Raw genomic sequence first — 21,695 nt, 5'->3', positions numbered from 1 at the left:
ATCGCCCATCATGGCGAAGCTCTCTCAGGACGACCTCCTCGCCCAGTTCGAGGAGATGACCCTCATCGAGCTCTCCGAGTTCGTGAAGGCCTTCGAGGAGAAGTTCGACGTCACCGCCGCCGCGGCCGTCGCCGTTGCCGGCCCCGCCGTCGGTGGCGCTGCCCCCGAGGCCGCCGAGGAGCAGGACGAGTTCGACGTCATCCTCGAGGGTGCGGGCGACAAGAAGATCCAGGTCATCAAGGTCGTGCGTGAGCTCACCTCCCTGGGTCTGAAGGAGGCCAAGGACCTCGTCGACGGCACCCCGAAGCCGGTTCTCGAGAAGGTCGCCAAGGAGGCCGCGGAGAAGGCTGCCGAGTCCCTCAAGGCCGCCGGCGCCTCCGTCACGGTCAAGTAAGTCCTTGCGGGTCTCCTGACCCGCTCAGGCGCCTCTCAGGCGCCTCGCCAAGGGCGATCACCCATCCGGGTGGTCGCCCTTCGGCGTACCCGGCGACGGGCGTGGCGACGGGTGTGAGAGCCGTCGTCGGCGGAGTATGGTGATCTTCGCCGTGCGCCCCCGCTGACCGGGGGGCCTTGACGAACCGCACGCAGCGCGCAATTCTCAGGACGCGTCGTCACAACGATCCGTATCCGAGGCATGGATCGACGGCGGAACGGGCAGTATCGAGGTGCGCCGCACGGCGCGAGGTACCGCGGAGTTGAGAACAACGAGGGTCGCGAAAAACTCGCCCTGGACATCAGTGGGCCAAGTGGCTACACTGACCCTTTGCGCTGCCTGTTAGCTGCCCCCTGCCCGTCACCCGGGGCATACCCTCGCGAGAGCATTGTCGGCAGACCTGACCTGACCTGGGCTTTTGGCCATATCGGGAAATGTCTGTCCCTGTGCGTCGCTGGGGACCGGTACGCGCGTAGTGAGTCCGAGCCCTCGGAAGGACCCCCTCTTGGCCGCCTCGCGCAACGCCTCGACCAATACGAACAACGGCGCCAGCACCGCCCCGCTGCGCATCTCCTTTGCAAAGATCAAGGAGCCCCTCGAGGTTCCGAACCTCCTCGCGCTGCAGACCGAGAGCTTTGACTGGCTGCTCGGAAACGCCGCCTGGAAGGCTCGCGTCGAGGCCGCTCTCGAGTCGGGACAGGACGTCCCCAGGAAGTCGGGTCTGGAAGAGATCTTCGAGGAGATCTCTCCGATCGAGGACTTCTCCGGGTCGATGTCGCTGACCTTCCGCGACCACCGTTTCGAGCCCCCGAAGAACTCCATCGACGAGTGCAAGGACCGTGACTTCACGTACGGCGCCCCGCTCTTCGTCACGGCCGAGTTCACCAACAACGAGACCGGCGAGATCAAGTCCCAGACCGTCTTCATGGGCGACTTCCCGCTCATGACGAACAAGGGCACCTTCGTCATCAACGGCACTGAGCGTGTCGTGGTCTCGCAGCTGGTCCGTTCGCCGGGCGTCTACTTCGACTCCTCCATCGACAAGACGTCCGACAAGGACATCTTCTCCGCCAAGATCATCCCGTCCCGGGGTGCCTGGCTGGAGATGGAGATCGACAAGCGCGACATGGTCGGTGTCCGCATCGACCGCAAGCGCAAGCAGTCCGTCACCGTCCTCCTGAAGGCGCTCGGCTGGACCACCGAGCAGATCCTGCAGGAGTTCGGCGAGTACGAGTCCATGCGCGCCACCCTGGAGAAGGACCACACCCAGGGCCAGGACGACGCGCTGCTCGACATCTACCGCAAGCTCCGTCCGGGCGAGCCGCCGACCCGCGAGGCCGCTCAGACGCTGCTCGAGAACCTCTACTTCAACCCGAAGCGTTACGACCTCGCGAAGGTCGGCCGCTACAAGGTGAACAAGAAGCTCGGCGCGGACGAGCCGCTGGACGCCGGTGTCCTGACCACCGACGACGTCATCGCCACGATCAAGTACCTGGTCAAGCTGCACGCGGGCGAGACCGAGACGATCGGCGAGTCGGGCCGGGAGATCGTCGTCGAGACCGACGACATCGACCACTTCGGCAACCGTCGTCTGCGTAACGTCGGCGAGCTCATCCAGAACCAGGTCCGTACGGGTCTGGCTCGTATGGAGCGCGTCGTGCGTGAGCGCATGACCACCCAGGACGTCGAGGCGATCACGCCGCAGACCCTGATCAACATCCGGCCGGTCGTCGCCTCCATCAAGGAGTTCTTCGGCACCAGCCAGCTGTCGCAGTTCATGGACCAGAACAACCCGCTGTCGGGTCTGACGCACAAGCGTCGTCTCTCGGCGCTGGGTCCCGGTGGTCTGTCCCGTGAGCGGGCCGGCTTCGAGGTCCGAGACGTGCACCCGTCCCACTACGGACGCATGTGCCCGATCGAGACCCCCGAAGGCCCGAACATCGGTCTGATCGGTTCGCTCGCCTCGTACGGCCGCGTCAACGCGTTCGGCTTCATCGAGACGCCGTACCGCAAGGTCGTCGACGGCCAGGTCACCGACGAGGTCGACTACATCACGGCCGACGAAGAGGACCGCTACGTCATCGCCCAGGCGAACGCGACCCTGAACGACGAGCTCCGCTTCACCGAGCCGCGCGTCCTGGTCCGCCGCCGTGGCGGCGAGGTCGACTACGTCCCGCCGACCGAGGTCGACTACATGGACGTCTCGCCGCGCCAGATGGTGTCGGTCGCGACGGCCATGATCCCCTTCCTCGAGCACGACGACGCCAACCGTGCCCTCATGGGCGCGAACATGATGCGTCAGGCGGTGCCGCTGATTAAGTCCGAGGCCCCGCTCGTCGGTACCGGCATGGAGTACCGCTGTGCCACCGACGCCGGCGACGTCATCAAGGCGGAGAAGGACGGTGTGATCCAGGAGGTCTCGGCCGACTACATCACCGTCACCAACGACGACGGCACGTACACCACGTACCGCATCGCCAAGTTCTCCCGCTCGAACCAGGGCACCTCGGTCAACCAGAAGGTCGTCGTCTCCGAGGGCGACCGGGTCATCGAGGGCCAGGTCCTCGCCGACGGTCCGGCCACCGAGAACGGTGAGATGGCGCTCGGCAAGAACCTGCTCGTGGCGTTCATGCCGTGGGAGGGTCACAACTACGAGGACGCGATCATCCTGTCGCAGCGCCTCGTGCAGGACGACGTCCTCTCCTCGATCCACATCGAGGAGCACGAGGTCGACGCCCGTGACACCAAGCTCGGCCCGGAGGAGATCACCCGGGACATCCCGAACGTCTCCGAGGAGGTCCTCGCCGACCTCGACGAGCGCGGCATCATCCGTATCGGTGCCGAGGTCGTCGCCGGCGACATCCTCGTCGGCAAGGTCACGCCCAAGGGTGAGACCGAGCTGACCCCGGAGGAGCGTCTGCTCCGCGCGATCTTCGGTGAGAAGGCGCGTGAGGTCCGTGACACCTCGCTGAAGGTGCCGCACGGCGAGACCGGCAAGGTCATCGGCGTCCGCGTCTTCGACCGCGAGGAGGGCGACGAGCTTCCCCCGGGCGTGAACCAGCTGGTCCGCGTCTACGTCGCCCAGAAGCGCAAGATCACCGACGGTGACAAGCTCGCCGGCCGTCACGGCAACAAGGGTGTCATCTCCAAGATCCTTCCGATCGAGGACATGCCGTTCCTCGAGGACGGAACGCCGGTCGACATCATCCTCAACCCGCTGGGTGTCCCGTCCCGAATGAACCCGGGACAGGTCCTGGAGATCCACCTCGGCTGGCTCGCCAGCCGCGGCTGGGACGTCTCCGGCCTCGCGGACGAATGGGCGCAGCGCCTGCAGGCCATCGGCGCCGACCAGGTCGCCCCGGGCACCAACGTCGCCACCCCCGTCTTCGACGGTGCGCGTGAGGACGAGCTCGCGGGTCTGCTGCAGCACACGATCCCGAACCGCGACGGCGAGCGCATGGTGCTCCCCTCCGGCAAGGCGCGTCTGTTCGACGGCCGCTCCGGCGAGCCGTTCCCGGACCCGATCTCGGTCGGGTACATGTACATCCTCAAGCTCCACCACCTGGTCGACGACAAGCTGCACGCCCGGTCGACCGGCCCGTACTCGATGATCACCCAGCAGCCGCTGGGTGGTAAGGCCCAGTTCGGTGGCCAGCGCTTCGGTGAGATGGAGGTGTGGGCGCTGGAGGCTTACGGCGCCGCGTACGCCCTCCAGGAGCTGCTGACGATCAAGTCCGACGACGTGACCGGCCGCGTGAAGGTCTACGAGGCCATCGTCAAGGGCGAGAACATCCCTGAGCCCGGCATCCCCGAGTCCTTCAAGGTGCTCATCAAGGAGATGCAGTCCCTGTGCCTCAACGTGGAGGTGCTGTCCTCGGACGGCATGTCCATCGAGATGCGCGACACCGACGAGGACGTCTTCCGCGCAGCGGAGGAGCTCGGTATCGACCTGTCCCGGCGCGAGCCGAGCAGCGTCGAAGAGGTCTGACGGGAGTCCGGTACGGGGACTCGGTGCAACCCACTGAGTCCCCGGCCGGCCCCAGGACCCCCGTTTCAGACCCCAAGACTTACAACCCTGAGAGGGATTGACGCATAGTGCTCGACGTCAACTTCTTCGATGAGCTCCGGATCGGTCTGGCCACCGCTGACGACATCCGTCAGTGGAGCCACGGCGAGGTCAAGAAGCCTGAGACCATCAACTACCGCACGCTCAAGCCCGAGAAGGACGGACTCTTCTGCGAGAAGATCTTCGGTCCGACCCGGGACTGGGAGTGCTACTGCGGCAAGTACAAGCGTGTCCGCTTCAAGGGCATCATCTGTGAGCGGTGTGGCGTCGAGGTCACCCGCGCCAAGGTGCGCCGTGAGCGGATGGGCCACATCGAGCTCGCCGCCCCCGTCACCCACATCTGGTACTTCAAGGGCGTCCCGTCGCGCCTCGGATACCTGCTGGACCTCGCGCCGAAGGACCTCGAGAAGGTCATCTACTTCGCCGCGTACATGATCACGTTCGTGGACGAGGAGCGCCGGACGCGCGACCTGCCCTCGCTGGAGGCTCACGTCTCCGTCGAGCGTCAGCAGATCGAGAACCGTCGCGACGCCGACCTCGAGGCCCGCGCCAAGAAGCTCGAGACCGACCTGGCCGAGCTCGAGGCCGAGGGTGCCAAGGCCGACGTGCGCCGCAAGGTGCGCGAGGGTGCCGAGCGTGAGATGAAGCAGCTGCGCGACCGCGCGCAGCGCGAGATCGACCGTCTCGACGAGGTCTGGAACCGCTTCAAGAACCTCAAGGTCCAGGACCTGGAGGGCGACGAGCTCCTCTACCGCGAGCTGCGTGACCGCTTCGGCACGTACTTCGACGGTTCGATGGGTGCCGCGGCGCTGCAGAAGCGCCTGGAGTCCTTCGACCTGGACGAGGAGGCCGAGCGCCTCCGCGAGATCATCCGTACCGGCAAGGGCCAGAAGAAGACCCGTGCGCTCAAGCGCCTCAAGGTCGTCTCCGCGTTCCTGCAGACCGCGAACAGCCCCAAGGGCATGGTTCTCGACTGCGTGCCGGTGATCCCGCCGGACCTGCGTCCGATGGTGCAGCTGGACGGTGGCCGCTTCGCGACCTCCGACCTGAACGACCTGTACCGCCGTGTGATCAACCGCAACAACCGTCTGAAGCGTCTGCTCGACCTCGGTGCCCCCGAGATCATCGTGAACAACGAGAAGCGGATGCTCCAGGAGGCGGTCGACGCCCTCTTCGACAACGGCCGTCGTGGTCGCCCGGTCACGGGCCCCGGCAACCGTCCGCTGAAGTCCCTCAGCGACATGCTGAAGGGTAAGCAGGGTCGATTCCGTCAGAACCTGCTCGGCAAGCGTGTGGACTACTCCGCGCGTTCCGTCATCGTCGTCGGTCCGCAGCTGAAGCTGCACCAGTGTGGTCTGCCGAAGGCCATGGCGCTGGAGCTCTTCAAGCCGTTCGTGATGAAGCGCCTGGTCGACCTGAACCACGCGCAGAACATCAAGAGCGCCAAGCGGATGGTCGAGCGCGGCCGCACGGTCGTGTACGACGTCCTCGAAGAGGTCATCGCCGAGCACCCGGTTCTGCTGAACCGTGCGCCCACGCTGCACCGCCTCGGCATCCAGGCCTTCGAGCCGCAGCTGGTCGAGGGCAAGGCCATCCAGATCCACCCGCTCGTCTGCACCGCGTTCAACGCGGACTTCGACGGTGACCAGATGGCCGTCCACCTGCCGCTCTCCGCGGAGGCGCAGGCCGAGGCCCGCATCCTGATGCTGTCCTCGAACAACATCCTCAAGCCGGCCGACGGCCGTCCGGTCACGATGCCGACCCAGGACATGGTCCTCGGTCTGTTCTTCCTGACCACCGACGGTGAGCTCCGTGACACCAAGGGCGAGGGCCGCGCGTTCGGCTCCACGGCCGAGGCGGTCATGGCGTTCGACGCCGGCGAGCTCGCGCTGCAGTCGCAGATCGACATCCGCTTCCCGATCGGCACCGTTCCGCCGCGCGGCTGGGTTCCCCCGGTCGCCGAGGAGGGTGAGCCGGAGTGGCAGCAGGGTGACTCGTTCCGCCTGCGTACGTCGCTGGGCCGCGCGCTCTTCAACGAGCTGCTGCCCGAGGACTACCCGTTCGTCGACTACTCCGTGGGCAAGAAGCAGCTCTCCGAGATCGTCAACGACCTCGCCGAGCGCTACCCCAAGGTCATCGTGGCGGCGACGCTCGACAACCTGAAGTCGGCGGGCTTCTACTGGGCGACCCGTTCCGGTGTCACCGTGGCCATCTCCGACGTCGTCGTGCCCGAGGCCAAGAAGGCCATCGTCGCGGGCTACGAGGCGCAGGACGAGAAGGTCCAGAAGCAGTACGAGCGCGGTCTCATCACCAAGGAAGAGCGCACTCAGGAGCTCATCGCGATCTGGACCAAGGCGACCAACGAGGTTGCCGAGGCCATGAACGAGAACTTCCCCAAGACGAACCCCATCTTCATGATGGTTGACTCGGGTGCCCGAGGAAACATGATGCAGATGCGGCAGATCGCCGGTATGCGTGGTCTGGTGTCGAACGCCAAGAACGAGACCATCCCGCGTCCCATCAAGGCGTCCTTCCGTGAGGGCCTCACCGTCCTCGAGTACTTCATCTCGACGCACGGTGCCCGTAAGGGTCTCGCCGACACCGCCCTGCGTACCGCCGACTCGGGTTACCTGACCCGTCGTCTGGTGGACGTCTCGCAGGACGTGATCATCCGCGAGGAGGACTGTGGCACCGAGCGCGGTCTGAAGCTGCGGATCGCCGAGCGGGGCGCCGACGGTGTCCTGCGGAAGACGGACGACGTCGAGACCTCCGTGTACGCGCGGATGCTCGCCGAGGACGTCGTCGTGGACGGCAAGGTCATCGCGCCGGCCAACGTCGACCTGGGTGACGTGCTCATCGACGCCCTCGTGGGCGCCGGTGTGGAGGAGGTCAAGACCCGCTCGGTCCTGACCTGTGAGTCCGCGGTCGGCACCTGTGCCTTCTGCTACGGCCGTTCGCTGGCCACCGGCAAGCTGGTCGACATCGGTGAGGCCGTCGGCATCATCGCGGCCCAGTCCATCGGTGAGCCCGGTACCCAGCTGACGATGCGTACCTTCCACACCGGTGGTGTGGCCGGTGACGACATCACCCAGGGTCTGCCCCGTGTCGTCGAGCTCTTCGAGGCTCGTCAGCCCAAGGGTGTCGCCCCGATCTCGGAGGCGGCCGGCCGCGTCCGTATCGAGGAGACCGAGAAGACCAAGAAGATCGTCGTCACCCCGGACGACGGCAGCGACGAGACGGCGTTCCCGATCTCGAAGCGTGCCCGTCTGCTGGTGGGCGAGGGCGACCACGTCGAGGTGGGCCAGAAGCTCACCGTGGGTGCCACCAACCCGCACGACGTGCTGCGGATCCTCGGTCAGCGCGCGGTCCAGGTCCACCTGGTCGGCGAAGTCCAGAAGGTCTACAACTCGCAGGGCGTGTCGATCCACGACAAGCACATCGAGATCATCATCCGGCAGATGCTGCGCCGCGTGACGATCATCGAGTCCGGCGACGCGGAGCTGCTGCCGGGCGAGCTCGTCGAGCGCTCGAAGTTCGAGACCGAGAACCGTCGTGTGGTCACCGAGGGCGGTCACCCCGCCTCCGGCCGTCCGCAGCTGATGGGTATCACCAAGGCCTCGCTGGCGACGGAGTCCTGGCTGTCGGCCGCCTCCTTCCAGGAGACGACCCGAGTCCTGACGGATGCGGCGATCAACGCCAAGTCCGACAGCCTCATCGGCCTCAAGGAGAACGTCATCATCGGTAAGCTCATCCCGGCCGGTACGGGTCTGTCCCGCTACCGCAACATCCGGGTCGAGCCGACCGAGGAGGCCAAGGCCGCGATGTACTCGGCCGTCGGCTACGACGACATCGACTACTCGCCGTTCGGCACGGGCTCCGGCCAGGCCGTTCCGCTGGAGGACTACGACTACGGTCCGTACAACCAGTAAGCGAGTCGCTTGAAGTACCGCAGGGCGGTCACTCCGTTTCGTACGGGGTGGCCGCCCTGCGGCGTTCCCGGAGGCGCCGGAGGGCTACCGGCCCGCCAGCTCCCAGACCGCGAGCATCAGGCCGGCGCTCGCGGTCAGCGCGGCGATGCTGGTCAGCGGCCAGCGGGAGCGTTCCAGGGCGTCCAGCCTGGCCTCGTGGTCCGCGAGCTGTTTGTCGGTCTGGTCGCTGCGCTGGACGAGCAGGGCCAGCGAGCCGTCGACGCGGGCGAAGCCGGCCTCCAGCGTGCCGCGCAGCCGTTCCAGCTCCAGTGCCACCGCCACCGGGTCGTTCGGATCAGGCTCGGTCATCGGCCGCCCCCGGGGTGGTGCGCAGCCAGGACGGCAGCAGGTTCTGTACGGCGGGCAGCGCCATCACCCGGGTCAGGGCGCCGGCCACGGCCAGCGCCCCGGCGACCCAGGGGAGGGTCGCCGGGAGGGCGGAGGCGTCGACGATCGCGGGGAGCACGACGGCGATGCCGACGGCGGTCTGCAGGACGGTACGCGCGGTGCGCTTGGCGGCATCGGACATGGGGTTCTCCTTATCTGCTGTAGGGGACCTTGAGCGCGTTCCAGGACATGACGCCCGGCCAGCCGTCGGCGTCGGAGCCGCTGAATCCGAGCTTGCGCTGCCACTTGGCGTAGCTGCGCCGGTCGGCCTCGCCCCAGCGGGGGGAGGGGCCGACGGCGTACGCGGAGCAGCCCTCGGCGACCAGTCGGCGGCCCATCGCGGTGACGATCGGGGAGCTGGGGTTCGTCTTGAAGAACGAGGTGCCGGGGAAGGGCTGGTAGCGGGGGGCGGCAGGCTTCTGCGGGGCCGGGGGCTGCTTGACCGGGGAGGCGGCGAGCCGCTTCTGGACCCGGTCGCGCATACCCGGCATCGCGAAGCCGCGCGGGTCGCTCTTCCAGTCCGACCACTCCAGGTGGCCGATCACGGACTTGGCGCCCCAGCCGTGGGCGCGGCAGAGCGCGGCGGACGTCCGCTCGACGGCGTCGAGCTGCGCGGCCGGCCAGGGGTCGCTGCCGTTGCCGAGGTTGATGCACTCGAAGCCGTAGAAGCGGGAGTTGCCGTCGACGGCGCCGGGGCTGCCCTGGTGGTGCCGGGGGGTGGGCGGCCGGGTTCCGTAGGTCTCGGTGATCACGGCCTGGAGGACCGAGGGATCGCCGCCGCCCGCGTGGTTGGCGCGGCCGCCGGAGACCAGGTGGACCGTGCCGTCCTTGGCGATCACGCCGTGGCAGAGCGGGCCCGGCAGCCCGGTGTAGCCGTTGTAGCAGAGCTCGACGGACGAGGCGGTGCCGCTGGAGACGGTGTGGTGGATCATCACGCCGACGACCGGCCCCCAGGCGCCGGCCTGGTTGCGGTGGTGGGTGCGCCAGCCGTCGTGCTCGACGACCTTGACGCCTTCGGCGCGGAGCGCGGCGACGAGCCGGTCCGCGGAGAGGGGAGTGGCCATGGTGACCTCCGGGCTTGCGGGCATGAAAAAAGCCCGCGCGGGGGCGGGCGTACGGGTGGGGCGGACTTCGGGGCTGCGGGGCTGGGGGCTATGGCGCGCGGGGGCTGCGTACGGTGCTACGGGGCCGTGACGGGCGCGGGTTCCGGGGCCGGGGTCGGAGGGGTCGGCTCCGGGGTCGGGGTCGGGGTGGGCACAGGCTCCGGCTGAGGCGCCGGCGCCCAGGCCGTGCAGAGCGCGGCGTAGGCGGCCCGGCGGGACTCGAAGTCGGCGAGGGCAGCGGCGACGGCCCGCTCGACGGCGGTCGGGTCGGGGACCACGGGGACGCCGTCCGTGGCGGGGACGATGACCAGGCCGGAACCGCGCAGGGCCGCGTCGCCCGTGCCCTTCTCGTTGAGCTCGGCTGTGACGTACACCGCCGGGAACTGCCCGGTGACCGGGTCGGTCTCCAGGGTGTGGCCGAGGCTGTTGTCGTAGACGCGGACATGGAGGGTGTGGCCGGTCTCGGTGACGACGGCACGGCCGGCGTAGTCGATGGCCGCGCCCCAGGGCTGGGTGGGGTCGATGTTCATGGGGTACTCCTCGAACTCGTCGTCCTGCGGGGAGGGCGGATCAGGTCTGGGCGCCGTGGATGAGGACCGCCTGGGCGTAGACGGTGCCGCCGCTGGCCATCGCCTGGATCTCGATGTTCATCGTCTGGCCGAACCTGGTCTTCATGTCGCCGGGCAGCAGGCCGAGATGGTCGTAGGTGGTGCCCGCGGTCACCGTGGGACCGAACTGCACGCTGTCGACGAGCACCCGCACCTGCCCGGTGGCGCCCGAGGACGCCGCCGTGTTGACGACGAGCCGCATCTTCGGCTGCCAGACGGGGTTGGAGGAGCGGGCGACGGTCGTGAACGCCGCGGCCGTGGTGGAGGGCCACTTGACCGGATCGGTGGGCAGCGGCGGCATGAGCTGCAGCCAGGGCCGGGCGAGACCGCCGGTCAGGATGTCGTCCGCGAAGATCTCGTGGTTGTAGCCGTCGAAGATCCGGAACAGCGGACGGGTGATGGTGACGCTGCCGGTCTGCGTGGCGGGGCGGAACTCGTTGACCGGGGGACGCGTGTTGACGGCGGTGGACAGCGCCTTGAGCCGTCGTTCCATCTGGTTGAGCCGGTCGATGATGTCCTCGGGCAGCTGGGGCATCAGGCCTCCTCAAGGTAGAGCTCGGCGGTGTCGGGACGGCCGCGCTCCGGGGGAGTGACCTTGACGCCGATGATGCGGTAGCGGGCGTCCAGGCCCTGCGCGAACCACTCGTCGTGGATCCGGACGCGGGCGATGCGCCCGATGAGGGCCGGCGGGACCATCCCGCCCAGGTGGATGGTGATCGCCGGGATCACCACGGCGCCGCGGGCCTGGGCGAGTTCCGCCGCGGCCAGCGACTCCAGGGTGAGCGTGTCGGAGATCTCGTTGTGGTCCGTCGACAGGTCGATCAGCGGCCAGCCGTCGACGAGGAGCGAGGTGTCGTACTGCTCCTTGCCGTACAGCGGTCGCGACTCGGCGGCCGCGTTGGAGTTCACGGACGCGCCGCGGGCCACGGCGGTGGTGCCGCCCCGGGTCGCGTCGTAGGGGAAGGAGTACGACAGGATGACGCCGGGCCGGTCGAACAGCAGGTCCGTGGCGCCGTTGACGATCTTCGGTTCGCCGAGCCGCAGTTGGCGCACCCGCTGCCCGCTGATCGGGTCGCGGTAGACGAGGATCTGGTGCTCGAAGCCGTCCTGCATGGTGGCGATCTGGTTGAGCGCGTCCAGGTAGACCGTCTCGTCGCCCTTGCGCCACGAGACGGTGCGCATGACCTTGGGCGGCTCGTCGCCGAACGTGATCCCGAGCCGCTTGGGTTCCTGGTTCGCGGGGGCGCCCGGGTAGCTCTGGACGTCGAGCTCGCTCCACAGCCGGCGCGCGATCTCCAGCTGGTAGGTCGGGGTGTCGTACGTGATGTCCGTACGGATGCGCCGGCGGCCGGCGTACGAGTCGAAGGTGGCGGCCTGGATGCCGAGGGTCAGCACCCCGCGGCCGCTGGACTGCAGGGTGGTGGTCCAGACGATGCCGCCCCACCACAGGTCCCCGCCGCGCTCCAGATAGACCGACGTGCGGCCTTCCCGGACCTGCTTGACCCGCTCGGCGATGGCCTTGTTCGGGATGGGAATGGTGCCGGAGAGGGATCCGGCCTTGCCGATGTAGTCGTCGAAGGAGACGTCCCGCAGGGGCAGGATGTCCAGGGTCTGGTCGGTGAGCAGGTCACAGAAGATCGCCCGGTAGGGCGTGTCGAGGCTCATCGGGCTCCCTTCAGAGGACGTAGGTGGCGGAGACGCGGACGTTGCGGCCGGTCATGAGCACGCCGGTGGGGGACCAGGTGCGCAGGTTGACCTGCCCGTTGGCCCAGATGTTGGCGCCGCCGTTGGCGAAGCCGTCGCAGGCGGAGACCTCCATGTCGAAGGCCGGCCGCCAGCCCGCGGGCAGGGTGCACAGCTGCTCGTCGTCGATGTTTCCGGCACTGTTGGCGGTGATGGTGGCGCCGCTGCGGGTGACGGAGAGGAGCAGCGAGACGATGCCGCGGGTGCGGCGCGCGGTGAAGGAGACCAGGCTCCAGCCGGGCAGCATGGTGACGCCGCCGGTGAGGGTCTCCACCTCGACCGGAGGCTGGTAGTTCACCCACGCGGTGCCGTTCCAGCGCTGGATCACCCCGCTGTTCTCCCGGAACTGGCCCGGGTAGCTGCCGGTCGACAGCGAGCCGGCGGGGGCGATCCCGCCGATCTCCTTCGGGTACGCGACCCAGCCGGTGCCGTTCCAGCGCTGGAGGAAGTGGGAGTCGTCGTTGTCCTGGTACTGGCCCGGGTAGGAGCCGATCACCGTGGCGTTGTTGTAGGTGGGCAGGATGCCGCCGACCGCGACCGTCGTGGTGCGCAGGTCGGTGACGGTGCCGGACGCCGTCCAGTCGATGCCGCCGGTGCCGGCCGAGGCCCCGGCCTTCACCCTGACACTGCACAGCGGCAGCGAGCGGGCCGGAGCGGCGGGCGCCACCGGAGCGGCCTTCGGCTCGCCCTTCACGATCTCGACGACGGCGTCGTACTTGCCCTGGAGGTCGGCGTCGTTGTCGTAGACGCGCAGGACGACGAGGTCGATGCGCGGGTTGAGGGCGTCGCCGTCGCCGAAGGTGATGGTCATGTCCTGGTCGAGGGCGACGGGGTAGGCGCCGTCGGAGTTGCCGCCCTGGACGACGGCCCTGCCGTGGTACACGGTGGCCGTCATCGGGCCGGCGCTGCTGATCCACAGGCCGCCGACCCGGAACTTGCCGTCGTACGTTCCGGGCAGGATGCCCGACCGCACGCCGAGCGGGTTCGTAGGGGTGGTGGCGCCGATGTTGGTGATACGGGTGTTCTGGCGGGTCTGCCCAGTGGGCAGCAGCCAGCCGGAGCGTACGGGCATGGGGTCTCCTGGGAGGGAAGGTCGGGCAGCCTGTGACGGGCGGCCGGTCAGTGCTGCGGGACGACCTGGAGGAACGTGTTGTTGAACCACGCCTGCAGGGCGGCGTTGGTCGTCCGGTAGTGGGCGGTGACCGTGTACGTCGCCCCGGCCGTCAGGGTGTGCAGCCGCTGGGTCGTGGAGACGGAGATGTTGCCGGGGGACTGGCAGACCACCGCGTACGAGTCACTGTTGTCGCGGTGGACGGCCGTGCCCTGCATGACCTTCACGCTCATGAAGCCGACGCCGGACCCCGAGCCGACCAGCTGGATCCGCGAGCCGAACGTGAGCATCGCCTGCCGCGACGCCGGGGCGACGAAGGTGAGGGAGAGCGCGGGCCGGTCGACGAGCGCGCTCACCCACGAGGTCGAGGTGGTGTAGCTGGCCGTCAGCGTGTCGTTGAAGTACGGACCCGGGACGGCCGGGGCCCACGCCGAGCCGGTCCAGCGTTCGAGCCGCCCGCCCGCACCGTCCCGGTACTGGCCGGTGTAGGTGCCCGGGGCGGAGGCGCTGACCGAGTTCGGGACGACGCCGCCGACGGCCTGCGGGTACGCCACCCACTTGCCGCCGTCCCAGCGCTGGAACTGGGCGTCGGGCGTGTCCTGGTACTGCCCCGGGTAGGCGCCCGGCTGGACCGGGCCCTCGACCGGGAGGATGCCGCCGACGGAGGAGACGGTGGTGCGCAGGTCCTTGAGGCCCGTGGCCCACGGGATGCCGCCGTTGCCCGCGCTGGCGCCGGCCGGGACGGTCACCTCGTACAGCGGAAGGCTTCGCGCCGGCACCGGCCTGGCCTTCGGGGTCTGCTCCGCGAAGCCCTGGATGATCTCGATGACGGCCTCGTTGCGGTCGCCCTCGTACAGCTTGTCGTGGACCCGCAGGACGACCAGGTCGACCCGGTTGTACAGGGCGTCGCCCGGGGCGAAGGTGATGTTCTCGGAGGCCGGAAGCGTCACCGGGTAGGCGCCCTGGGAGATGTCTCCCTGGATGACCGCCCGGCCCTCGGAGACCGTCGCGGACATGGCGGAGGCGTTCGTCATCCAGAAGCCGGACAGCCGGTACTTGCCGTCGTAGGAGCCGGGCAGGATGCCGGAGCGGACCTGGACGGGGTTGAGCGCGTTGGTGGCGCCGATCTGGGTGAGCCGGGTGTCCTCGCGGGTCTGGCCGGTCTCGGCGACCCAGCTGCTGCGCAGGTTCATGGGGTTCTCCTTCGGAGAGTGTCGATGGGCGGACGGGAGGTCAGGACTTGATCCACTCGGCGGTCAGGGTGCAGGCGTATCCGGAGCCGCCGAGCGTCTTCACCGCCGCGGTGTGGCTCTGGTAGCCGGCCAGCTGGAGCGTGTTGCCGGCGGTGAGCCTGACCAGGCCCTGGCCGCCGACCGTGATGGCGCTGTTGCCTGCCGGGATCAGCCATGTCATGCGCTGCACGCTGGCCCCGTTGACCAGGACGCGGGCGCCCCTGGCGCCGGTCTGGGCGTCGTTCTGCCAGACGGCGTGCGCGGCGATCCGCCACCAGCCGGTGCGCGGCACGACGAAGGTGTCGGTCCCGTTCCAGGCGGCGGCGTCGTCGGCGTCGACGGTCGGCAGGGTGAGCACGGTCCAGGTGTTGGACGGGACGCTCTGCTGATGGGACGTCAGGGTCTGGGAGGCGCTGAACAGGAGGGACGACCTGCCCTGCACGTACTGCCAGGCCGCGCCGTCCCAGCGCTGCAGGATCCCGCCGTTGTCCCGGTACTGGCCGGTGTAGCCCCCGGTCGAGACCAGGGAGCCGGGGGCGATCCCGCCGATCGCCCTGGGGTACGACAGCCAGGTCGTGCCGTCCCAGCGCTGGAGCATCCCGGAGGCGTCCCGGTACTGGCCGGCGTACGCGCCCTTGAAGCCGCTGGTCGGCAGGATGCCGCCGAGCGCCACCACAGGCCAGTGCTGCTGGGTGACTCCGCCGGTGGTCCAGGCGATGCCGCCGGTGCCGGCGGAGGTGCCCTTCGGGACGCGGACCGTGTACAGAGGGATGGTGCTGCCCGGCCCGCTCGCCGGTGCCACCGGGGTGGCCTGCGCGGTGCCCCTGACGAGGCGTACGACGGCCTCGGTGGTGCCCGTACGGTCGTAGGCGTCGTCGACGACGGCGAGTTCGACCAGGTCGATCCGGTCGTACTGCGGGTCGCCGTCGGTGATGGTGAGGATCTCCGGGCTGGTGACGGCCACCAGGTAGGAACCCTGGGCGGTGTCGTTGCCCTGGACGACTGCCCTGCCGGTGCCGATCGTGCACTGCATGGGCGCCGTGCCGGTCAGGTACAGGCCGCCCGGCACGACGCCCGGCCGGGAGCGGAGCGGGGTCTCCTCAGGGCTCTGGCCACTGGGGGTGAGCAGGGCGGCGAGGGTGAGACGGGTGTCCTCGCGGGTCTGGCCGGCGGATTGGAGCCAGGCGGCCTTTACGGTCATGGGTGCACCTCTTCGTGGGAGGAGCGGATCCGTCGGATCCGTCAGGAGCGGGAGGGGGCTGCGGTCACCACTCGGCGCTGCGCCAGCGGACCGTCATGAGCGCTTCGGGGGTCGCCTCGTCGGGCCGGAACGACAGCTCCGTGCGCCCCGGTTCGAGCAGGAACAGCTCCTCCGGGCTGGAGTCCGCCATGGCGGTGTGGCGGCGGGACGCGGTGTTGTTGAGCATCACCGTGCCGTTGGCGGTGTCGACGACGAGCTCGTCGCCGGCGGCCAGGTCGATCGCGTACCGGAGCCGGCGCTTGCTGACCCGCTCGGTGACGGTCGGCATGGAGCACGGGCCGCGGAAGGTGATCACCGGGTGGGTGGCGGCGGAGCCGGTGTTCTCGGCGACGGCGTCGCCGGTGCTGGTGGCCTGGCCCCAGTCGAGCGGCCAGGTCAGCGGCCAGGTGAGTCCGGACTCGGGCTGTGGGGCGGTGGTGGTGGCGACCTCCTCCTCGACGGTGTAGCGCCGGGGGTCGGAGGCCAGCCACTGGATCGACATCCTGGAGCTGCCCTGGGTGGCGAAGCCCTGGTCGGCCGGGACGACCCGCTGGGCGATCCGCGCGCGGACGGCGAGCATCTCCCCGTGGAGCCGGACGGTCAGCCAGCGCTCCTCGTCGAGCAGGGCGAGCGCCTGCCGCAGGGCGCGGATGGCGCCGGGTGCCGTGTCGTACTCCGGCATCAGTACGACCGTTCCGCCGACCTTGCGGGGCTTGGCGTACCGGGAGCCCGGCCAGGCGCCGTGCGAGGTGGGGCGTTCGGCGTCGGAGGAGTCGTACTCGGGCAGGTCCTCCCAGCCGCTGAGCCCGGAGCGGTCGACGGCGAACGGCGTGCCGGGGCCGATGAGAAGCCCGGCCCACTGGATCTGCCCGTCCTGGGTGATCAGCGAGCCGGGCGCGACGTCGGCGGTGAGTCCGTTTCCGGAGGCGTATGCGGTTGTGGTCTCGGCCATGGGGGCCGTCACCTCACTTCTGATGGGGTGTCACTGACGGGCGGTCGCGAGGAACAGCAGGTCCTCGGCGGTCGACCGAGGCCCGGCGCCGGGCTGTTCGTAGAAGTCCCGTACGCGGTGCGGCGGTCGGAGCGGCTCGTCGACGGCCGGGACGCGGCGGTTCTCCAGCTGGGAGAGCGAGTCGATGCGGTAGTCGTCGGCCGTGCCGGGCATGACGATGCCGCCGTCGGCGAGCATCGGGATCTTGTCGATCTCGACGCCGAACTTCTTGCCGGTGAGGGGGATCTCGAAGCTGAGCTTGTTGAGCCCGTCGATGAGCCAGTTGGCGAAGGCGATGAGGCCGTTGATCGGCCCCTTGACGACGCCGATGACGGCGCTCAGGGCTCCTTTGACGAGGTCGCCGATGCCGCGCATTGCGCCGGCGACGGCGTCCTTGGCGGTACGGAAGAAGCCGGGGATCTTGTCCGTGACGAAGGACAGGACCGGTTTGACGGCGTTCTTGATGCCGCCGACGGTGCTGGAGGCGATACCGCGCAGGGCGTTGGAGGCGGAGGTGACGGCGGTGCGGACCTTGGAGAGTCCGTCGATGCCGGAACCGACGGCCTTCAGGGCGGTGGTGAAGAGGGTCAGGTACCCCTTGAAGTAGGTTCCGACGGCCTGTCCGAGCAGCTTCATGATCGGCTGCAGGAACTTCCAGACCGCCTGGAAGCCCTCGAGGGCCTGCTGGAAGACCTGCCTCATGATCTTCTGGCCGGTCTCGGAGTTCACCGCGAGCTCGATGAGGTACGCGGCGACGGGTACGAGGATGCCGACGAGGAAGCCGATCGGGTTGGCCCGCATCGCGACGTTGGCGGCGGTCATCGCGATCGAGGCGATGGTCATGACGGTGCCGAAGCGGTCCATCAGCTTGGTGATGACGTCGGTGACGGGGATCAGCGGTACGAGGAGGGCGAGGACGCCTGCGACACCGGTGGCGAGCTTGGTGAGCCCCGGCTTCGCCTTGCGGACCTTGTCGCCGAAGGACCTGACGCCGGTGGCCGCGCGCGGGTTGCCGAGCTTCGCGGCAGCGGAACCGGCGGAGCCGGCGTTCTGCCCGAAACTGCGCACCGAGCCCGCAGCCGTCCGAGCTCCGTCGCGGAGGCGGCCGGCCCCCGAGGCGGCGCTCCGCACCTGCTGCCTCATCCGCCGCAGGGTGTCCGATGCCTGACCGGCACTTCGCGCGAAGGCGGAGAACGCCGCCGAGCTGCCCGCCAGCGGATGCAAAGGCATGGCGGCGGCACTCATCCGCGCGCCTTCGCCAGGTACATCAGCGCGTCGGCCGTCGACTGCGGATCACTGCCACGGGAGGCGTGGTAGTGCTCGATGTGCAGCCCGCCGCCCACGCCGCCGCCCGCCTGCGCCTGTGCGGACATCCGGGCGCGCCGGGCGGTGAGGGCGAGCAGCCGGTCCAGCTTGGAGAGCGGGAGGACGGCCTCGGCCTCGCCGGCCTCGGCGATGATCGCCGGGACACCGCCGGTGCGGGGCATGACGACACCGCCGGTGGCGAGCATGGGGATGGTCGGGATGTTGACGCCGAAGGTCTTGCCACCGACGACCGGCACCCAGCCGGGGACGCTGACCTTGACCCGGTTCAGGCTGCCGATCATCCGGTTGATCATGCCGATGACCGCGTTGATCGGGCCGGAGACGCCGCTCTTGATGCCGTTGAACGCCCGGGACGCGATGTCCTTGAGGCCGTTCCAGATGGACGACATCTTGTCCTTCACGGCCCGGAAGGCGCTCGGGATCGCCGACTTGATCCAGTTGACCACCGGGGTGATCACGGCCTTGATGCCGTTCCAGACGGTGCGGATGACCGTCCTGATCGCGTTCATGACCGTGGTGATGACCGTCTTCCAGATCTTCACGTAGGTCTTGATGACGGTGGCGACGGCCTTGACGACGGTGGAGACGGCCTTCTTGATGCCGTTCCACACCGTCTTGATCAGGTCGCCCGCCTTCTTCATGATCGGGCCGATGGCCTTCATGACCGAGCTGATCACGGTCTTGATGGCGCTGAAGGCCTTCTTCATGATCGTCTGCATGGTCTTCGAGCGCGTCGCCATCTCGACGATCTTCTCGATGAGCGGCATGAACAGCTCGATCAGGCGGGCCAGGAAGTTGCCCTTCATGGACTTGTTGAGCTTGTCCTGACCCTTGGCGGCCTTGCCGGCACCCGACTCGTACCTGCCCATCTTGGTACCGGCGGACTGGGCGGTCTGGCCGGCCTTGGCCATGGAACGCTCGGCCTGGTCGGAGGCGGTCTTGAGATTCTTGAGTTCCTTGGCGGACCCTTGGGCGGCGCCCTTCATGCCGCTGATGCTCTTGCCGGCCGACGAGGCGCGCTGACCGAGGGTCTGCGCGGCGCGATCGGCGGAGTCCGACGCGGATTTGAACTGTCTGAGGGCTCCGGAGGAGTTGTTCAGAGAACGTACGAGGGACATGCACGTCCACCTCTGCTAACTGGATTCGGGTAGGGCGGGTGAGCGGCTGTCAGGCCAGGGCGGCTCGCAGGAGGTCCACCTCAGCGCGGAGTCTGGTGATCCGGTTGGTGGAGCTGGTGACGGAGGAGTCGTCCGGGATGTTCTGGACCGCCTGGCGGACGTTCCGGTCCCGTGCCTCGAGCGCGCGGATTCGGTTGCGCGCGTTCCGGACGAGCGGGGTGAGTCGCCTGAGGTGTGTCTCGATGCGCTTGACCCGCTGATCGAGGAGATCGGCCTCGTGCTTGGCCTGGTCCATCGGAGTCTTGATCTCGCGCTTGGCGATCCGGCTCACCAGGTGCTTGTAGACCGGCCGCCGCACGTAGTTGGCGACCTGTTCGCTGAAGTCGAAGATGGCGACATCGACCTTGAGCAGCATCATGCCGAACATCGAGGCGGTGAGGCCGGAGACGAATCCCATGAACTCAGGCGTCTTGTACCACTCCCGCTGGGGCGTCCAGGCCATCTCCCCGGCGGTCTCGATCTCCTTCTTGACGTAGGCCTTGAGGCCTTCGTCGTAGGTCTTGAAGGTGTTTTTGATCTTTCCTTGTTCGTCCTTCTCCTGGAGGACGAAGTCGAGGGAGGCTTGGTCCAGCTTCGCCTTGATCTGCTCGAGGAGCCGGCCGTCCGCCGTGGTCATGTCGGTGCGGAGGGTGGCGATCATCTGTTCGGGAGTCTGGTCGCTCACGGTTTCTCCCTTCTCGGAGAGGCTTCGCGTTCCGCCGGGCATCCGCGCATGAGACAGGCCTCTGCCGCGGTCGGCAGAGGCCTGGTCGTCGTGGGGTGGGGTGTTCTCGGGCGGGGAGGGGTTACGAATCGCGGGGTGCCGAAGCGAGAGCGTCGTTCCAGCCCGCCGCATAGGCGAGGGTCTCGCAGCGGGAGACCTCGGCGTACAGCGTGCCGAGCAACGCTCTCTTGTCGAGGGCGACGGGCCCGTCGAGGAGCTGGCGGAGGCGGTCCTGGAGCGGGATGTGCGGTCGCGATGCCCCGGCCTGCTGAGTCATGGACGCCTGCCTTCCGTTTGCTTGCCCGTGCGTGCGTGGCGGCGCCGCGGAGTGAGGAGCGGGGGCACCACATGTTCGAACTACTGTGCGAACAGAGTGTGGAACATCTGTTCGATGTTTGTCGAGTGGAAAGCCCTGACGGCGTGTCTCCTTGGCGTGATCCAGGTGGTGTTGGCGCCGGATCAGGCCGCCGCGAGCGGCCGGGTAACCTGGACTGGCGCGTTCTCGGATCCGGACCACTTCGGGGCGCGCCGGGGGCGCGAGGGGCGCGCAGGGGACCCCAGGGGGCTGGAAGGCAGTACGGAAACTGATGGACAGGGAGCCGAGCACCGGTCGCAGGGAACAGGGTGTGGACTGGCTCGATACCAGTCCCGACCTTCCCCACCTGTTCGCACGCCTCTCCGAGCTGGTCCACCTGCACGGCTACGCCCCCGAGGACCTCGTGGTGATCCCCCGGGCCGAGGTCGACCGGCGTGAGACCGCCGCGTTCACCTCGGGCTGGATCGAGGCCGTCTCGGAGGAACTTCCCCGGATACGCAGGGAGTACGAGAAGCGCGTCGCCGACGCCTACGCCCACGGGCAGCAGGACGCACGCGGCGTCCGCCGGCCCCAGCGGCGCATGGACGACGGGGCGGACGGGGCACGCGTCATCGCGCTCCCGTTCGCCCGCCTGCTCGAACCCCCGGCCGTGGTGGTGGAGGCCGAGGAGCGCGTACGCCGGGACCGGGAGAGGGAACGTTTCGACGGGCGCACAGGGCCGGAACGGAAATCCGAGGCCGAACACGCGACCGCGCCGCAGAGCGACGAGGAGCCGCGCCCGCACACCGAGGAGCCGGCCACCGACAGACATCCCCCGCCGAGCGGCCAGGAGGCGAGCGCTGGGGAGGCGAGTCCCCAGGAGGCGAGTCCTCAGGAGACGCATCCCCGGGAGACGCATCCCCAGGACGCGAGCCCGCAGGGGACGAGCCCCCAAGAGTCGGGCCCGTGGGAGGCGAGAGCCCGCCGGACGGCGCAGGCGCAGCGGGTACGGAAGGTCGTACGAGGCAAAGGCGGGCGCCCGATAGTGCCGCCGCTCACGGGTGGGCCCGGCCACTCCGGATCGGGCACCGACCGTCGCGGCCCCGAGTCCGCCGAGGCGGACACCCGTCCGCGCAAGGGCCGACGGCTCTCGGAACGGGCCAGGGCCCTGGAGGGCGAACTCGCCGAGCGAGCACAGGAAGCGCCCCCGGAGTCCACTCCCTGACGGGAACGGGCTCCGGGGGCCGCGGGGGCGCCGGACGGCACGGGATCAGCCGAAGAACCGGGCGAGAGCTCCGGGGGAGATCCCCT

The 21,695-nt window shown here is 68.9% G+C and carries 18 protein-coding genes; 4 read left to right on the top strand and 14 right to left on the bottom strand.

Annotation, left to right across the window (positions count from 1 at the left end):
- Positions 1-10 precede the first annotated feature (10 nt).
- The 3 genes from rplL to ACF1G2_RS17025 all read left to right on the top strand — a co-directional run bounded on the left by rplL (position 11) and on the right by ACF1G2_RS17025 (position 8,428).
- On the top strand, positions 11-394 hold the full coding sequence (rplL, locus tag ACF1G2_RS17035) for a 50S ribosomal protein L7/L12 (protein WP_033202007.1): 384 nt from the start codon (positions 11-13) through the stop codon (positions 392-394).
- Between the two features lie 544 nt (positions 395-938).
- On the top strand, positions 939-4,421 hold the full coding sequence (rpoB, locus tag ACF1G2_RS17030; RefSeq protein ID WP_391798995.1) for a DNA-directed RNA polymerase subunit beta: 3,483 nt from the start codon (positions 939-941) through the stop codon (positions 4,419-4,421).
- A 107-nt stretch (positions 4,422-4,528) separates the two neighbouring features.
- On the top strand, positions 4,529-8,428 hold the full coding sequence (locus tag ACF1G2_RS17025; protein WP_391798994.1) for a DNA-directed RNA polymerase subunit beta': 3,900 nt from the start codon (positions 4,529-4,531) through the stop codon (positions 8,426-8,428).
- A gap of 84 nt (positions 8,429-8,512) precedes the next feature.
- Here ACF1G2_RS17025 and ACF1G2_RS17020 read toward each other — a convergent pair whose 3' ends face one another.
- The 14 genes from ACF1G2_RS17020 to ACF1G2_RS16955 form a co-directional block, all read right to left on the bottom strand.
- On the bottom strand, positions 8,513-8,776 hold the full coding sequence (locus ACF1G2_RS17020) for a hypothetical protein (RefSeq protein WP_383223063.1): 264 nt from the start codon (positions 8,774-8,776) through the stop codon (positions 8,513-8,515).
- A complete protein-coding gene (locus ACF1G2_RS17015) occupies positions 8,763-8,996 on the bottom strand; it encodes a hypothetical protein (RefSeq protein ID WP_391798993.1) in 234 nt (77 codons plus the stop codon). The genes ACF1G2_RS17020 and ACF1G2_RS17015 overlap by 14 nt, the downstream gene beginning before the upstream one ends.
- Positions 8,997-9,006: 10 nt before the next feature.
- Complete coding sequence (locus ACF1G2_RS17010; RefSeq protein ID WP_391798992.1) at positions 9,007-9,918, bottom strand: peptidoglycan-binding protein; 912 nt, start codon at positions 9,916-9,918, stop codon at positions 9,007-9,009.
- A 116-nt stretch (positions 9,919-10,034) separates the two neighbouring features.
- Positions 10,035-10,487 carry an ATP-binding protein gene (locus tag ACF1G2_RS17005; protein WP_391798991.1) on the bottom strand — a complete coding sequence of 151 codons (453 nt, stop codon included), beginning with the start codon at positions 10,485-10,487 and terminating at the stop codon, positions 10,035-10,037.
- Between the two features lie 40 nt (positions 10,488-10,527).
- Positions 10,528-11,100, bottom strand: coding sequence for a hypothetical protein (locus ACF1G2_RS17000; RefSeq protein ID WP_391798990.1), 573 nt, complete (start codon positions 11,098-11,100; stop codon positions 10,528-10,530).
- Positions 11,100-12,230 (bottom strand): hypothetical protein, encoded by a 1,131-nt coding sequence (locus ACF1G2_RS16995; protein ID WP_391798989.1) that lies wholly within the window; start codon positions 12,228-12,230, stop codon positions 11,100-11,102. Before ACF1G2_RS16995 ends, ACF1G2_RS17000 begins: the two co-directional genes overlap by 1 nt.
- A gap of 10 nt (positions 12,231-12,240) precedes the next feature.
- Positions 12,241-13,380 carry a hypothetical protein gene (locus ACF1G2_RS16990; RefSeq protein WP_391798988.1) on the bottom strand — a complete coding sequence of 380 codons (1,140 nt, stop codon included), beginning with the start codon at positions 13,378-13,380 and terminating at the stop codon, positions 12,241-12,243.
- 47 nt (positions 13,381-13,427) lie between these two features.
- Positions 13,428-14,612, bottom strand: coding sequence for a hypothetical protein (locus tag ACF1G2_RS16985; protein ID WP_391798987.1), 1,185 nt, complete (start codon positions 14,610-14,612; stop codon positions 13,428-13,430).
- Between the two features lie 40 nt (positions 14,613-14,652).
- Positions 14,653-15,852: a hypothetical protein gene (locus ACF1G2_RS16980; RefSeq protein WP_391798986.1), complete on the bottom strand. Its 1,200-nt coding sequence runs from the start codon at positions 15,850-15,852 to the stop codon at positions 14,653-14,655.
- Between the two features lie 64 nt (positions 15,853-15,916).
- Positions 15,917-16,843 (bottom strand): phage distal tail protein, encoded by a 927-nt coding sequence (locus tag ACF1G2_RS16975; RefSeq protein ID WP_391798985.1) that lies wholly within the window; start codon positions 16,841-16,843, stop codon positions 15,917-15,919.
- Between the two features lie 30 nt (positions 16,844-16,873).
- Positions 16,874-18,025 (bottom strand): tape-measure protein, encoded by a 1,152-nt coding sequence (locus tag ACF1G2_RS16970; RefSeq protein WP_391798984.1) that lies wholly within the window; start codon positions 18,023-18,025, stop codon positions 16,874-16,876.
- 98 nt (positions 18,026-18,123) lie between these two features.
- A complete protein-coding gene (locus ACF1G2_RS16965; protein ID WP_391798983.1) occupies positions 18,124-19,326 on the bottom strand; it encodes a phage tail protein in 1,203 nt (400 codons plus the stop codon).
- 49 nt (positions 19,327-19,375) lie between these two features.
- Positions 19,376-20,050 carry a hypothetical protein gene (locus tag ACF1G2_RS16960; RefSeq protein WP_391798982.1) on the bottom strand — a complete coding sequence of 225 codons (675 nt, stop codon included), beginning with the start codon at positions 20,048-20,050 and terminating at the stop codon, positions 19,376-19,378.
- 121 nt (positions 20,051-20,171) lie between these two features.
- Positions 20,172-20,366, bottom strand: a complete 195-nt coding sequence (locus tag ACF1G2_RS16955; RefSeq protein ID WP_391798981.1) for a hypothetical protein — start codon at positions 20,364-20,366, stop codon at positions 20,172-20,174.
- A 349-nt stretch (positions 20,367-20,715) separates the two neighbouring features.
- On the opposite strand from ACF1G2_RS16955, the gene ACF1G2_RS16950 reads away from it, so the two are divergent.
- Complete coding sequence (locus tag ACF1G2_RS16950; protein WP_391798980.1) at positions 20,716-21,609, top strand: hypothetical protein; 894 nt, start codon at positions 20,716-20,718, stop codon at positions 21,607-21,609.
- The last annotated feature ends 86 nt before the right edge of the window (positions 21,610-21,695 follow it).

The sequence above is a fragment of the Streptomyces sp. NPDC013457 genome, from assembly GCF_043089925.1.
Classification (GTDB): Bacteria; Actinomycetota; Actinomycetes; order Streptomycetales; family Streptomycetaceae; genus Streptomyces.
This window is presented reverse-complemented; position numbering and strand designations above follow the sequence as displayed.